Raw genomic sequence first — 14,549 nt, forward strand, 5'->3', positions numbered from 1 at the left:
ACCCTGCCAGTACTGCGGACAACAGAATCCAGCACCTTGGCGCCCTTAAAGCGTTTCCGGCCGCAGAATCAGCACACCCAATGGCGGCACATTCAACGACAGTGACACCGGCTGCCCATGACGTGGTTCCTCCTGCGTGAACACTTCCCCACCGTTGCCGTAGTTGGAACCGGCGTACATGTCGGCATCGCTGTTTATCACCTCGCTCCAGCGCCCGGCAAACGGCACGCCGACGGCGTAGGCTTCACGCGGCACCGGGGTGAAGTTAGCGACGACCAGCACCGGCTTGCCGTCCTTGCTCCAGCGCAGCCAGGCATAGACGCTGTTGATCGCATCGTCGCCGATCAGCCACTGGAAACCTTGGGGCGCATCATCCTGCTCATGCAGCGCCGGTTCCTCACGGTACAGGCGGTTCAAGTCGCCAACCAGTTTCTGCACGCCCTGGTGTTCAGGGTATTGCAGCAGGTACCAATCCAGTTGCTGGTCATGGTTCCACTCGCGCCACTGCCCAAACTCGCAGCCCATGAACAGCAGCTTCTTGCCGGGGTGCATCCACATGAAACTCAGGTATGCGCGCAGGTTGGCAAACTTCTGCCAGCGGTCACCGGGCATCTTGTCGATCAGCGAATGCTTGCCGTGCACCACTTCATCGTGGGAGATCGGCAGGATAAAGCGCTCGGACCAGGCATACACCAGGCCAAAACTCAGCTCGTTGTGATGATGGGCGCGGTACACCGGATCCTGCTGGATGTAATGCAGCGAATCGTGCATCCAGCCCATGTTCCACTTGTAGTTGAAGCCCAACCCGCCCTGCTGGGTGCTTTGGCTCACACCCGGCCACGCGGTGGATTCTTCGGCGATCACCAGTGCGCCCGGTGCTTCCAGCGCCACCACGTCGTTTAAATGACGCAGGAAGTCGATGGCTTCCAGGTTCTCGCGGCCGCCATGGCGGTTAGGCACCCACTCGCCGGCTTTGCGCGAATAATCGCGATACAGCATCGACGCCACGGCATCCACCCGCAGGCCGTCGATATGGAAGTGCTTGAGCCAGTGCAGCGCCGAGGCCAGCATAAACCCGTGCACTTCAGTGCGGCCCAGGTTGTAGATCAGCGTGTCCCAATCCTGATGGAAGCCTTCCAGCGGGTTGGCGTACTCGTACAGCGCGGTGCCGTCGAACTGGGCCAAACCGTGGGTATCGGTGGGGAAATGCGCCGGTACCCAGTCGAGGATCACACCAATATTGGCCTGATGGAGGGCGTTGACGAAGAAGCCGAAATCTTCCGGCGAGCCAAAGCGCGCGCTCGGAGCAAACTGCGACAACGCCTGATAACCCCAGGAACCGCCGAACGGGTGCTCCATGATCGGCATCAGCTCAACGTGGGTGAAGCCCAGCCGCTGCACATACGGCACCAAGCGCTCGGCCAGCTCGCGCCAACCGTACTGGCGGGAGACTTCACCGGCCTCGTCGAGCTCGCATTGCCAGGAACCGACATGCAGCTCATAAATCGACAGCGGCGCCGAGGGTTTCTGCTTGTCGGCGCGCGACTGCATCCACTCATGGTCCTGCCAGTCCACCTGTAACGGGGCGGCGACTTTCGAGGCGGTGTCGGGCGGCAGCTGGGTCGCCAGCGCCATCGGGTCGGCCTTGAGCGGCAGGATGCCGTGGGCACCGAGAATCTCGTACTTGTAGGCCGCACCCGGTTGCAGGCGTGGAATGAAGATTTCCCAGACGCCCGAGGGGTGACGCAACCGCATCGGATGGCGACGGCCATCCCAGATATTGAAATCACCCACCACCGACACGCGCCGGGCGTTCGGCGCCCACACGGCAAAGCGCACACCCTGCACGCCATCGACACTGGTCACTTGCGCGCCGAGGCAACTGCTCAGGTCACGGTGATTGCCTTCGGCAAACAGGTACAAGTCCATTTCACCGAGCAGCAACTGGCTGAAACTGTAAGGGTCTTCTGTGATCTGCTCGCCGCCGGCCCACTGGATTTTCAGCAGGTAGCTCTGGCGTGTCTTGAAGTGGCCGACAAACAAACCTGGCACCGGGCTGGCGTCCAGGTTGCCGAGCGTCTCACCGCTGTCTCGCGCCAGCACCTGAACACTCAGGGCTTCGGGCAGAAACGCGCGGATGAACTGGCCGCCTTGCTCGTCATCATGTGGCCCGAGAATCGAGAACGGGTCATGGTGTTCGGCGCGTACCAGTGCTTCGACGTCCTTGGACGCCGGCATTGCAGTCAGTTTCGGTTGCAGCGGTTCTTTATTTGTAAAGCTCATGACGTCTCCCCACCGCGTGCATTTTTCGATATAGGTGTTAGCCCGCTGAGCAGACCGTGCAAACCTTGCAACGGCACCGGCAACCAGGTCGGGCGATTTTCCGCTTCGTAGGCCACTTCGTACGCGGCCTTTTCCAGGCTGAACAACGTCAGCGCAGCGCTCTGGCCCTTGGCATCCTGCCAGTCATGCGCCAGTGTAGACGTCGCCTGATGATAAGCCTGGGTAAATGCCTGACGTGCTTCACTCAAGTACCGGTCGGTCACGCGCTTGCGGGCAATGTCCGCTTCGGGCGAGTGATCCACACCTTGCACATTCAAGGCCATGGCGGCGGCGTAATCGAACGAGCGCAGCACGCCACTGACATCTTTATAGGGGCTGTGCTTGCCGCGCCGCTCATGCAGCGGCCGCGCCGGTTCGCCTTCAAAGTCGATCAAGTAAGCATCGCCCTTGACCACCAGTACCTGGCCCAGGTGCAAGTCACCATGAACCCGGATCCGCAACCCGCCAGCCGTGGCTTTCGCCAGGGCCTGAACGTGCGTGCCGATGGCTTTTTTCTGCGTCAGCAATTCACTGACCAACGCCTGATCGGCAGGGTTCAATTGACTTTGATGAAGCTTGAGCAGGTGCAGCGCGCGGTCGATCTGCGCGCCCACGTCCTTGGCCCAGGCCTGGGTGTCCTTGACGCTCGTGACTTCAGGCTTGAAGTCCTTGTTGGTGGTTTTTGCCGCCAAGACCGCGTGCATTTCACCCAGGCGCTGGCCGAGCAAACCAGCAAAGTCTTGCAGTTCGCCGAGGGCGTTGTAGTGCTGTTCCTGTTCGGACATGGCTTCGGCCAATTCGTCGCGAATCGCCCGCTCCAGGCTGTTTTGCGTCCAGGCCCATGCATCGCCCTGGTTGCTGAGGTAGCCCTGGGCAATCATCAGCAGGTTGTCTTGCCCTTCACCGTCACGACGCACCATCGAGCCCAGCAACGGCGAGATATTGGGGTAACCGGCTTCGGTCAGGTAAGCGCTCATTTCCAGCTCCGGGTGCACGCCGGCGCTGACTTTGCGGATGAGCTTGAGCACCAGGCTTTCGCCTACCACCACCGAACTGTTGGACTGTTCGGCGGCCAGGTAGCGCACCTGCGGCTCGTCGCCCAGTTGCAGTTTGGCCAGATGCGGCGTGGCCTCAAAGCGCAAATCACCTTCGCCGGTGTTCAGCACGGTGCCGGCTTGCAGGCCATGGATCACCGCACGAATAAAGTGCTCAAGGCTGAAGGCGTCGGTCACCAAACCGACCTGACGCGCACGGCGTACACGGGCGAGCGCCAATTGCTGGGGCAGCGCACTGGTGAGCTGGTCTTCGCCGAGAAAGCCGAACGGGAGCTGATAGCGGCTGACCTGGCCAGCGCTGCTCACCTCGATCTCGCTGAGCAGCACCGGGTGCTGCGGGTCGCCAAAGCGCACGCCGTAGGCAATGTGCACGCTGTCGATGGCGGTGTCCTTGCCGGCAAACCAGCGCCGCTTGGGCAGCCAGGCGGGCAGCGAGGTTTGTTCCAGGGTGCTGCGGCACGGTTCTTCGAGCAGTTCTTCCATGCGTTTTTTCAATACCAGTGTGGTGAAGTCCGGGATGCTTTGCGCCGGTTCCACATGCCAGCTCGGCATCTGGTTTTCCGCCGCCAGTACAAACCAGTAGAAACCGTAAGGCGCCAGGGTCAGCAGGAAATTGAGCTGGCCAATCGGCGGGAAGGCATTCCCGCCGAGCATCTCCACCGGCACCATGCCGGCGAACGCCGACAGGTCCAGTTCGGCGGCCTGGGCACTGCGTGACACGTTGGCCACGCACAGGATGATTTCCGTGCGGCCGTCTTCGCCGGTGAATTCACGGGTGTAGGCCAGGATGCGGCGGTTGCTCGGCGAGAGCATTTTCAAGCTGCCACGGCCAAAGGCCTTGGACTGCTTGCGCACCGCGAGCATGCGCCGGGTCCAGTTCAGCAACGAGTGCGGGTCCTGGGCCTGGGTTTCGACGTTGACCGACTGGTAGCCGTAAAGCGGGTCCATGATCGGCGGCAGCACCAGGCTCGCCGGGTCGGCGCGGGAAAAGCCGCCGTTACGGTCGATGGACCACTGCATCGGGGTACGCACGCCGTCGCGGTCGCCCAGGTAGATGTTATCGCCCATGCCGATCTCATCGCCGTAATACAGGGTCGGCGTGCCCGGCATCGACAGCAGCAGGCTATTGAGCAGTTCGACACGGCGGCGATCACGCTCCATCAGCGGCGCCAGGCGTCGACGAATACCCAGGTTGATCCGCGCGCGACGGTCGGCGGCGTAGTAATTCCACAGGTAGTCACGTTCTTTGTCGGTGACCATTTCCAGGGTCAATTCATCGTGGTTGCGCAGGAAGATCGCCCACTGGCAATTGGCGGGAATCTCCGGGGTCTGGCGCAAAATATCGGTGATAGGGAAGCGATCTTCCTGAGCCAGCGCCATGTACATGCGCGGCATCAGCGGGAAGTGGAACGCCATGTGGCATTCATCGCCGTCGTCACCCTTTTTGTCACCGAAGTACAGCTGCGTGTCTTCCGGCCATTGGTTGGCTTCGGCGAGCAGCATGCGGTCGGGGTAATGCGCGTCGATCTCGGCACGGATCTGCTTGAGGACGTCATGGGTTTCCGGGAGGTTTTCGTTATTGGTACCGTCGCGTTCGATCAGGTACGGAATGGCGTCCAGGCGCAGGCCATCGATGCCCATGTCCAGCCAATAACGCATCACCGACAGCACCGCCTTCATCACCTGCGGGTTGTCGAAGTTAAGGTCTGGCTGGTGAGAATAGAACCGGTGCCAGAAGTACTGGCCAGCGACCGGGTCCCAGGTCCAGTTGGATTTTTCGGTGTCGAGAAAGATGATCCGGGTGCCGTCGTATTTCTGGTCGTCATCGGACCACACATAGAAGTCGCGCGCGGCCGAACCCGGCTTGGCCTTGCGCGCACGCTGGAACCAGGGATGCTGGTCGGAGGTGTGGTTGATCACCAGTTCGGTGATGACCCGCAGGCCGCGTTGGTGCGCTTCGGCAATAAAACGCTTGGCGTCGGCCATGGTCCCGTAGTCGCTGTGCACGCCACGGTACTCGGCGATGTCATAGCCGTCGTCACGGCGTGGCGAGGGGTAGAACGGCAACAGCCAGATGGTGTTTACGCCCAGGTCGGCGATGTAATCGAGCTTGGCGATCAGCCCGGGAAAGTCACCGATGCCGTCGTTGTTGGAGTCGAAATAGGATTTGACGTGAACCTGATAAATCACCGCATCCTTGTACCAGAGCGGGTCTTTGATAAAGGTGGCAGCCTTGGGTTTCTTCGCCATTGGTAACTCCTGAAAATGCTGAAAAACCAACTGGTGGAGCGCGCTCCCTGCAGGCGCCGTGTACCGACGCCCGCAGGTGACTGGCTGGTTTCAGGAGGTGGTGATTCTCCAAATTCCAAACGGCATGTGCGGCTCCAGCCGCATCCACTGAGTCTTGCCGTACCAGGTCCAGCGATGCCCGTTCATCAAGTCTTCGCCTTGGGTCTGGGCATCGTCCGGCAAGCCCAGTTCCCACAGTGGCAACTCGAAATGCGCTTCCTGGGCATTGAACGGGTCAAGGTTCACCGCGACGAGAATGAAATTGCTGCCGTCTTCACTGCGTTTGCCGAAGTACAGGATGTTGTCGTTCCAGGCGTTGTAGAGCTTCAACCCCAAGTGCGTCTGCAACGCGGGGTTCTGTCGGCGGATACGATTGAGCTGCGCGATCTCGGCAATGATGTTGCCGGGCGCGGTGAAATCACGCGGGCGGATCTCGTACTTCTCTGAATCCAGGTACTCTTCCTTGCCCGGCACCGGCGCGGCTTCGCACAACTCAAACCCTGAATACATGCCCCACAGGCCCGAGCCCATGGTGGCCAGTGCGGCGCGGATCAAGAAGCCCGGCCGCCCGGATTCGTGCAGGAAGCCGGGATTGATGTCCGGCGTGTTGACGAAGAAATTCGGTCGGTAGCACTCGCGCCAAGGCGATTCGTTCAACTGCGCAAAGTACTCGCTCAACTCGGCCTTGGTATTGCGCCAGGTAAAGTAGGTGTAACTCTGCGAATAACCGACTTTGCCCAGACGCGCCATCATTGCAGGCGTGGTGAATGCTTCGGCGAGGAAGATCACGTCCGGGTGCTTGCCGCGCACGTCACTGATCAGCCATTGCCAGAAGGGCAGCGGTTTGGTGTGAGGGTTGTCGACCCGAAAGGTCTTCACGCCCTCTTCCACCCAGCCCAGCACGACGTCGCGCAGCTCAGTCCAAAGGCTGGGGATCGCATCGGCGGCATAGAAGTCGACGTTGACGATGTCCTGATATTTCTTCGGCGGGTTCTCGGCGTATTTGATCGTGCCGTCCGGGCGCCAGTTGAACCAGCCCGGGTGCTGCTTGAGCCACGGGTGGTCCTGGGAGCACTGGATGGCAAAATCCAGAGCGATTTCCAGGCCGTGGTCGGCGGCGGCCTTGACCAACCGGCGGAAGTCATCGCGGCTGCCCAGTTGCGGGTGGATGGCTTCATGGCCGCCCTCCTCGCTGCCAATCGCGTACGGGCTGCCGGGATCATCGGGGCCGGCGGTCAGAGAGTTGTTCTTGCCTTTGCGATGGCTGCGCCCGATCGGATGGATCGGCGGGAAGTACAGCACGTCAAAGCCCATGTCATGGATCATCGACAGGCGCGAGTGAACGTCGTTGAACGTGCCGTGGCGGGCAGGATCGTCGGTGATCGAGCGCGGAAACAACTCGTACCAGCTGGCAAACTGCGCCGCTGTGCGCTCCACATCAACCGGGTAAACCGGGCTGACGCTCAAGTAGGCACGATGGTCGGCCTGGGTCATCAGGTGTGCACTGTCTTCGTGCAGAAACTGCGCGACCTGCTCGGTTTCCAGCAAGCCCGACAGTTCGTGGTGCAGCAGCATCAGGCGATCGCGCAGCTCGTTGTCACTGCGCTCGGCGGCCTGCAACACCAGGCTGCGACCTTCCTGCAGCTCAAGGCTGACCGGCACGCCGGCCTCGTGTTTTTTGCGCAGCTCATAACAAAAGCTGGCAAAGGTATCGATCCAGGCTTCAATGCAATATTCGTGGGGGCCTTGCTGCGTCACGGTGAACGCGCCTTCCCAGCCATTGTTACCGACGTCGGCCATCACCACGCTGTGCCAGCTTTCGTCCTGCAACGGGCGCCAGCGGATCAGTACGGCAAGCTTGTCATGGCCGTCAGCAAAGACCTTGCTGGTGACATTGATGCGCTGGCCGACCACGGCTTTCACGGCAAATTCGCCGCCGTCGATTACAGGCGCGGTACTTTCGATAGCGATCCTGGGCAATAACAACGCCTGGGATAGCGGCAAAATGGAATCGTCTGGAGCCAGTGTTTCAGCAGTCATCGAGCATCTTCCCCTTACGCCCTGTGGACGCTCTTTGCTTGATCCGAATTCTGATAGGGCAACGCTCTCCCTGAGCAAGGCCGTAATAGGTCCGAGCCTGGCGTCAGGTGAAAAGTTCAGGTGGATATGTCGCCATTGGGCGGGGAATCAATTCCCCCAGGCGGATGTCCACCGGTAGAGCAAAGCACAAAGGAGGCCACACCGATGAATATCCCGATTCCGGCTGAAACACCTGATCCGAACATCGACGACCCAACGTTACCGCCCGCTGAGCCGAAGCCGATTCCCGAACAGGAACCCCCTGAAAACGACCCACCGCCGGTGCAGGAACCGCCAACAAGCGAGCCACCGGTCATTCTGTGACGCAGATGTTGCAGTTTCTGCATCCGCTCGCGGGGTTAGTTCGCGGGTCAGCCTGGTACTCCGGCGCAGCACTGGCCGCTGAACCGTGACTCGCGAGCGGGCGTTGACGCAGAAAATTCCCACCCACTTAAAAGGCAAACCCCTAACCCCAACTGACGTGGTCGTTCTCATACTGATTTTGCGCTGATTCCATTTCCAAGCCCCTGGCCCCAGCGCTCGTCCGATTTGTTTTTGAGGATTTATCATGTCGACCATCCATCAGCCGTCGCGCGCCCGCGCCGAAGTCACCCCAGGCCATCTTCACGCCCACCCCATTTCACCCTCACCCGTAAGCGTGTCTGCTCAAGCACTGGACGCCCTGCTGCGGTCGGCACCAAGCACCACCCGCGAGCCGATGCGTGCAGACGGAGCCCCACCCCCAGCCGCCGACCAGGCTGCCCTGGAAAAACAGCTCAAGCAGCTCTGCGACCAGTTGGACCGCAAAACCGTTGAGCGCCTGATGCGCGACCCTGGGTCCAGAGAGTCAACAGCCAACTTCAACACCATCGACCGGCTGTTGACCCCAGACAACCTCAACTGCCTGTTAAGCGGCCCCAACGCAACGTCCTGCTTCAAGATCCTTGCCAGGATCGAAACCCAACTCAACAAAGATTCGATCGACGCAGTCTTGAGCCCCATCGAAACCGAGCAGGTCGGCGCCTATCGCAACTACGTGGAGGCGGCGCTGTTCGCGTTGAAAGCCAGTTTGATGAAAGCCTCGCCGGGCAGTCGCTTTGACATGGTTCGCGCGTTCGCCCGCCAGGAGCACGCGCCCCTGATCAGCATTCAGGACTCCATGCGCAGCCTGGAGGCCAAGGGTAAACACCTCTGCGACATTGCCACTCAGGTCCGCAAGGTGACCGAGCCGTTGCAATATGCGCATCTTGAGGATTGGCAGCGACGGGATCACTACGAGGCCGACTGTAAAAACCACCCCAAAACCTACAGTTTCACTCACACGCTTGAGTCCACGCTTGACCACCCGTGTGAAATCAGAAACTTCGTCACCGACCGGGACAAGCTGGACGTCACCGGCATTCGCCGGCAACTGAATAAACCGCTGCACTGGGTCAACCAGTTATCCGGCGCCAGTGGTGAGATGCAGCTGAAATACTCGCGTGCGCACAACGCCAGCGTGCTGGTGATTTCCGGCAACCAAGGGGAGCCTGCGCTGGTTGCGAAGATATTTGGCCAGGTGAAGGAAACCGATCTACTCACCTGATCGGCGGTCATCATCATGCTCGAACGCCCTGACGATCCGGGGCATCACGCTGAATACCGCCAAGGCCAGCAAGGTACTGAGCACCGCTGTCGATTCGCGGCCCATGCCGGCGGCAACCCCGATTGCCGCCGTCATCCACAGGCCGGCAGCCGTGGTCAGGCCTTTGACGTGCTGGCCCTGCTCATCTTCCTTGCCTTTGAGAATGGTGCCGGCGCCGAGAAATCCGATGCCGGCAATCACGCCTTGCAGCACCCGGCTCATCGCATCCGCCTGGCTGCCGGACGTCTGCGGCACCAGTACAAACAGCGCGGCGCCCAACGCCACCAGCATGTGGGTGCGTACACCCGCCGCCTTGCCCTTCTGTTCCCGTTCGAACCCGAGAATGCCGCCCAGGAGCGCGGCGATCAGCAAGCGCACGGTGATCTGGGTGAGTTGTTTCGCATCGCCGATGTCGGCAAATTCGGCTTGCAGGGTTTGCCACACTTCGCTCCACCAGGCATCCATGGAAAGCGGTCCTTTGTGATTATGGGTTAAGCATGGACAACGGCGACCGCCAGTCAGTTGCCTGGAACGCCGGGCAACCGGGTGACCCCTAATGATCACCCGCCAATGGAAAAGGAGATCACCATGCCTGTACGTATCGATAACCAGACGTGCTACTTCAAGGTCGATGAAAACGGCCAGGAGCGCAGCCTGCCTGCATCCGAGGTAACGGTCAGCACCGACAGCCTCAAGGCCATGTCTTTTGTGACGCTGGATAACGACAGGGTCTACATCACCGAGGCCGAAGCCGATGCCTTGACCGTCGCCGGTGCCGTGGATGGACGCAAACACTTGAAGGCGACCGACAGTGATTCGGTGATTTGATTAATCTGTATCAATGTGCGCTTATTGCCGCTGCACTCCTGGCACCACGGAGTGCAGCAACTGGCCGCAGTTTTGTAGAAGAACCCCATCTGATCCGCTTTTTATCGCCCTAGCTGAGTCTGTTATGCACACAGAGCGGCGTCCATAGTTCATCCGCCTGATGGAGGCTGATGAGCGAACGACCATGAGCGAAAGAATCCCAACCGTGGAAACCTTTGAGCCCATACACCCAAAGAAGGTGAAGGCCAAATCCAGCGACACCCTGATCCATACCCGCAGCTTCACCGGCCTGTTTCGTACTTTGCGCGTAGCCGGCGCCGCGGTGCTGTTCCTGGCTTTTTTCGGCACCGTATGGCTGAACTGGGGTGGGCGCCAAGCCGTGCTGTGGGACCTGGCCGAGAGCAAATTCCACATCTTCGGCGCAACCTTCTGGCCCCAGGACTTCATCCTGTTGTCGGCGCTGCTGATCATCTGCGCCTTCGGCCTGTTTGCCGTCACCGTGTTCGCAGGCCGGGTGTGGTGCGGCTACACCTGCCCGCAAAGCTCGTTTACCTGGCTGTTCATGTGGTGTGAAAAGGTCACCGAAGGCGAACGCAACCAGCGTATCAAGCTGCACGCGGCGCCGTGGAGCCTGAACAAGCTGGCGCGGCGCTCGGCCAAACACACGTTGTGGCTGGGCATCAGCGTGTTGACCGGGCTGACGTTTGTCGGCTACTTCACGCCCATCCGGCCCCTGGCCTTGGAGCTGCTGACCTGGCAAATGGGCGGCGTCAGCCTGTTCTGGGTGCTGTTTTTCACCGCGGCCACGTACATCAATGCCGGCTGGCTGCGTGAGGCGGTGTGCATGCACATGTGTCCCTATGCGCGCTTTCAGAGCGTGATGTTCGACAAGGACACCCTGACCATTTCTTACGATGCGGCGCGTGGAGAACACCGCGGCCCGCGCAAACGAGACGTGACGCCCGCTGACGTCGGCCTGGGTGACTGCATCGACTGCCAGCTGTGCGTGCAGGTGTGCCCCACCGGTATTGATATTCGCGACGGCTTGCAGATGGAGTGCATCGGCTGCGCGGCCTGCATCGACGCCTGCGATTCGATCATGGACAAAATGGGCTATGCCCGCGGGCTGGTGAGCTATACCTCCGAGCATCAACTGCAGGGCGGCAAAACCCACCTGCTCCGGCCGCGACTGATCGGCTACAGTGCCGTGCTGCTGGTGATGATCGCCGCACTGGTGGTGGCCTTGGTAGGACGGCCGATGGTATCGCTCGACGTCACCAAGGACCGCGGTATGTTCCGCGAAAACAGCCAGGGCTTGATCGAAAACATTTACAGCCTCAAGGTCATCAACAAAACCCAGCAGCGCCAGCACTATCGCCTGGCGTTGGTGGACGCCGAGGGGTTCGTGCTGCAAGGCAAGACCGAGCTCAGCCTGGCGCCAGGGGAAATCAGCGATGTGCCGGTGTCGGTGGCGTTGCTTGCCGACAAGCCGGCGAGCAGTTCACAGACCTTGCGGTTCAAGGTGACGGATGTGGATGAGCCCTGGATCTACAGTGCGGCCGACAGCCGCTTTGTGGCGCCGATGAACCGCTGAGGTCCAACTGACACAGGCCCGTAGCACTGTTTGCCCTGTGTTCATAATGAGAAAACTGTTTTTAAGGCCTTCATGAAACGCTACGAAAAATTCGCCGATGACATCGCAGAACTGATCCGCTCCGGCGTGCTCGGGCCCGGCCAGCGCGTGCCGTCGGTGCGCTATGCGAGCCAGACCTACGGCGTCAGCCCGTCCACGGTGTTCCAGGCGTACTACCTGCTCGAACGCCGTGGGCTGATTCGCGCGCGGCCGCGTTCCGGTTACTTCGTCAACACCCACGCACCGAGCCCGTTTTCCGAGCCGGTGGTGAGTGAGCATGTGCACGAATCCACCGAAGTCGATGTGAGTGAACTGGTGTTCTCGGTACTGGACTCCATCAAAGACCCCAACACCGTGCCCTTCGGCTCGGCCTTTCCCAGCCCGATGCTGTTCCCTTTGCCACGCCTGGCACGTTCGCTGGCCAGTGCCAGCCGCGAAATGGACCCGCGCCTGGTCGTGACCGACATGTCACCGGGCAACCCGCAGCTGCGCAGGCAAATTGCCCTGCGTTACATGGTCGGCGGCCTGATGCTGCCGATGGAAGAGTTGCTGATCACCAACGGCGCGCTCGAGGCGCTGAACCTGTGCCTGCAGGCCGTGACCGAGCCGGGCGACCTGGTCGCCATCGAAGCGCCAGCGTTTTATGCCTGCCTGCAAGTGCTGGAGCGTCTGAAGCTCAAGGCCGTGGAAATTCCGGTGCACCCACGCGATGGCATTGACCTCAGCGCCTTGGCGCAAAGCCTTGCGCGCTACCCGATCAAGGCCTGCTGGACCATGACCAGCTTCCAGAACCCGATGGGCGCAACCGTGCCGGAGGCCAAAAAGCAGGCGTTGGTGGCACTGCTGCGCAGTCACCAGGTGCCGCTGATCGAAGACGACGTGTACGCCGAGTTGTATTACGGGCAGCAAGCGCCCAAACCGGCCAAAGCCTTCGACACCGAAGGCCTGGTGATGCACTGCGGCTCCTTTGCCAAAAGCCTGGCCCCGGGTTACCGCGTTGGCTGGGTGGCCGCCGGGCGCTATGCGCAGAAGGTCGAGCGCTTGAAGCTGATGACCTCGTTGTGCCCTTCAATGCCGGCGCAGGCGGCGATTGCCGACTACCTGCAGCACGGCGGTTATGACCGCCATTTGCGCAAGTTGCGCTATGCCCTGGAAGAACAGCAAAGCGCGATGCTGGCGGCCATTGCCCGCTATTTCCCGGCCCAGACACGGGTCAGCCAGCCGGCTGGCGGGTATTTTTTGTGGCTCGAACTGCCGGAGCAAACCGACTCGCTGAAGCTATTCCAAATGGCCCTGGCCCAAGGCATCAGCATTGCGCCGGGGCCGATTTTCTCGGCGACCCAGCGCTTCAGAAATTGCATTCGCTTGAATTACGGCAGCCCGTGGACCGAGGCGTCGGAGAAAGCGATGGAAACGCTGGGGCGGATCGTGCGCTCGTTTTGAACAGGCTTGCCGCAGCCAGACCGCCGGGCAAGGCTTATCCGGTTAGCGCAGACGTTTGGGCCTTGTTACACTCGCCGCCCCTCAACGCTCATGGATGACGCCGATGCTTCGCCCACTGTTATCCGCCCTTTGCTTGCTGGCGCTTGCCAGCCAGGCCCAGGGCCAAACCACTGCCGCCACCCCCGATCAGCTGTTCAGCGATTTCTCCCGCTGTGACGCACGCTTTTTCGAAACCCTCAACGCCGCCCCCCTGCCCGCCGGCACCTTGCGCGTGGCCAAACAGGGCAACGTCAGCGCTCCAGTGGTCATGAACCCACTGCAGGAAGGTGGCCGCTATCAGGCCTTTGAGCAACCACTGGTGGTCAACGGCGTGCGCCTTGTGGGGTATCACAATGAAGCCATGTCGCTGCCCAATGTCGGTAATTTGCTGTTCTGGGGATTCGTCGCCGAAGGTTCGGTGAGCGATGTTGCCGAGCGCCTCAAACCCTTGATCGCCGACCACGCACGCCTGGTAGCAGAACGAGGCAGCGTCAGCCGCGCCGATATTCGCCGGGTAGGCGACCCGATCGGCCAGTGGCGCACCGAAGGCTTGGCGGGACCGGGCGTGGCCACGCCCTTTGGCTTTGTAGAGCGTACGCTGAGCCTGGAAAAAGGGCCGACCGAGGGCCGTACGAAGGTCTTCTGCTCCTTGCAAGGCACCGTCACGCCCGCCCTGCTGCAAGTCTATCGCCCCGACCTCAACGCCAATCTGCTGGACTGACCAAGCATGCCTAACGCCTCTATTCGTGGTTTCGCCCTGCTGGCCGTTGCCGCAGTCGTCACCGGTTGCGCGCACCAGCCAACCCCCGCCGAACTCAACCTGCAGCATTGCGTCAACACCAGCAAGGCCATGAGAGCCGAGCAAAATCAGCAGGTGATTCAAGAGTCAGACCTGTGCCTGACGAAGAACACTCTGCCGCCCAAAATCAAGAGCACCGTGTACCTGTTGCAGTCAGTGGCCTACACAAACCTCAAGCAGTATCCGCAAGCCATCAGCGCACGCGAAAAATCCATTGCCACCAACCCACACCCCGAACCGCGCTCGACCCTGGAACTGAGCTACCTGTACCGCCTCAATGGCAACCCGCAAAAAGCCCTCGAACTGGTGCAGTCCAATCTGGATGCCGGCCTGGGTGAGAATGGCAAAGGCGCCGGGTTCAACATGCCGACGTTCTATCATTTGGGCCTGGCGCTCTACGACCTCGGCCAGTACCGCGAAGCCGCCGAAGCCTAAAGC

General features: G+C 60.8%; 11 protein-coding genes. 7 read left to right on the top strand and 4 right to left on the bottom strand.

Annotated features, from left to right (window positions below):
* Positions 1–45 precede the first annotated feature (45 nt).
* The 3 genes from glgB to ACM530_RS26830 form a co-directional block, all read right to left on the bottom strand.
* A complete protein-coding gene (glgB, locus tag ACM530_RS26820) occupies positions 46–2,283 on the bottom strand; it encodes a 1,4-alpha-glucan branching protein GlgB (protein WP_416363603.1) in 2,238 nt (745 codons plus the stop codon).
* Positions 2,280–5,627, bottom strand: coding sequence for a maltose alpha-D-glucosyltransferase (treS, locus tag ACM530_RS26825; protein ID WP_416363604.1), 3,348 nt, complete (start codon positions 5,625–5,627; stop codon positions 2,280–2,282). Before treS ends, glgB begins: the two co-directional genes overlap by 4 nt.
* A 90-nt stretch (positions 5,628–5,717) precedes the next feature.
* On the bottom strand, positions 5,718–7,706 hold the full coding sequence (locus ACM530_RS26830; RefSeq protein ID WP_145165644.1) for an alpha-1,4-glucan--maltose-1-phosphate maltosyltransferase: 1,989 nt from the start codon (positions 7,704–7,706) through the stop codon (positions 5,718–5,720).
* Between the two features lie 204 nt (positions 7,707–7,910).
* Here ACM530_RS26830 and ACM530_RS26835 point away from each other — a divergent pair, with 204 nt between their 5' ends.
* Both ACM530_RS26835 and ACM530_RS26840 read left to right on the top strand, forming a co-directional pair.
* Positions 7,911–8,069, top strand: coding sequence for a hypothetical protein (locus ACM530_RS26835; RefSeq protein WP_178119749.1), 159 nt, complete (start codon positions 7,911–7,913; stop codon positions 8,067–8,069).
* 244 nt (positions 8,070–8,313) lie between these two features.
* Positions 8,314–9,330: a M10 family metallopeptidase C-terminal domain-containing protein gene (locus tag ACM530_RS26840; protein WP_416363605.1), complete on the top strand. Its 1,017-nt coding sequence runs from the start codon at positions 8,314–8,316 to the stop codon at positions 9,328–9,330.
* On the opposite strand, the gene ACM530_RS26845 is transcribed toward ACM530_RS26840, so the two are convergent.
* Positions 9,319–9,834, bottom strand: coding sequence for an MgtC/SapB family protein (locus tag ACM530_RS26845; protein WP_416363606.1), 516 nt, complete (start codon positions 9,832–9,834; stop codon positions 9,319–9,321). The two genes, ACM530_RS26840 and ACM530_RS26845, sit on opposite strands and share 12 nt — an antisense overlap.
* 123 nt (positions 9,835–9,957) lie before the next feature.
* Between ACM530_RS26845 and ACM530_RS26850 the strand changes: the two genes are divergently transcribed.
* From ACM530_RS26850 to ACM530_RS26870, 5 genes are all read left to right on the top strand, one after another.
* Positions 9,958–10,197, top strand: coding sequence for a DUF3203 family protein (locus ACM530_RS26850; RefSeq protein WP_242197143.1), 240 nt, complete (start codon positions 9,958–9,960; stop codon positions 10,195–10,197).
* Between the two features lie 184 nt (positions 10,198–10,381).
* Positions 10,382–11,791: a cytochrome c oxidase accessory protein CcoG gene (gene ccoG / locus ACM530_RS26855; RefSeq protein WP_416363607.1), complete on the top strand. Its 1,410-nt coding sequence runs from the start codon at positions 10,382–10,384 to the stop codon at positions 11,789–11,791.
* 72 nt (positions 11,792–11,863) lie between these two features.
* Entirely contained in the window at positions 11,864–13,273 is a 1,410-nt protein-coding gene (mapR, locus tag ACM530_RS26860; RefSeq protein ID WP_416363608.1) for a GntR family transcriptional regulator MpaR, read from the top strand.
* A 103-nt stretch (positions 13,274–13,376) separates the two neighbouring features.
* A complete protein-coding gene (locus tag ACM530_RS26865) occupies positions 13,377–14,033 on the top strand; it encodes a hypothetical protein (protein WP_416363609.1) in 657 nt (218 codons plus the stop codon).
* Positions 14,034–14,039: 6 nt separating this feature from the next.
* A complete protein-coding gene (locus ACM530_RS26870; protein ID WP_416363610.1) occupies positions 14,040–14,546 on the top strand; it encodes an N-acetylglucosamine transferase in 507 nt (168 codons plus the stop codon).
* Positions 14,547–14,549 lie beyond the last annotated feature (3 nt).

Origin of the sequence: Pseudomonas sp. NFX183 (assembly GCF_047943075.1) — a bacterium.
GTDB lineage: Bacteria > Pseudomonadota > Gammaproteobacteria > Pseudomonadales > Pseudomonadaceae > Aquipseudomonas.